General features: G+C 56.4%; 1 rRNA gene. It reads left to right on the plus strand.

Annotated features, from left to right (window positions below):
* Positions 1-289, plus strand: a 23S ribosomal RNA gene (locus HLV61_RS23160); the annotation flags it as partial.

Consider the following 289-nt stretch of genomic DNA (forward strand, 5'->3'; position numbering starts at 1 on the left):
GTCATAGTGATCCGGTGGTTCTGAATGGAAGGGCCATCGCTCAACGGATAAAAGGTACTCCGGGGATAACAGGCTGATACCGCCCAAGAGTTCATATCGACGGCGGTGTTTGGCACCTCGATGTCGGCTCATCACATCCTGGGGCTGAAGTAGGTCCCAAGGGTATGGCTGTTCGCCATTTAAAGTGGTACGCGAGCTGGGTTTAGAACGTCGTGAGACAGTTCGGTCCCTATCTGCCGTGGGCGCTGGAGAACTGAGGGGGGCTGCTCCTAGTACGAGAGGACCGGAG

The sequence above is a fragment of the Geodermatophilus amargosae genome, assembly GCF_041028265.1.
Classification (GTDB): domain Bacteria; phylum Actinomycetota; class Actinomycetes; order Mycobacteriales; family Geodermatophilaceae; genus Geodermatophilus; species Geodermatophilus amargosae_A.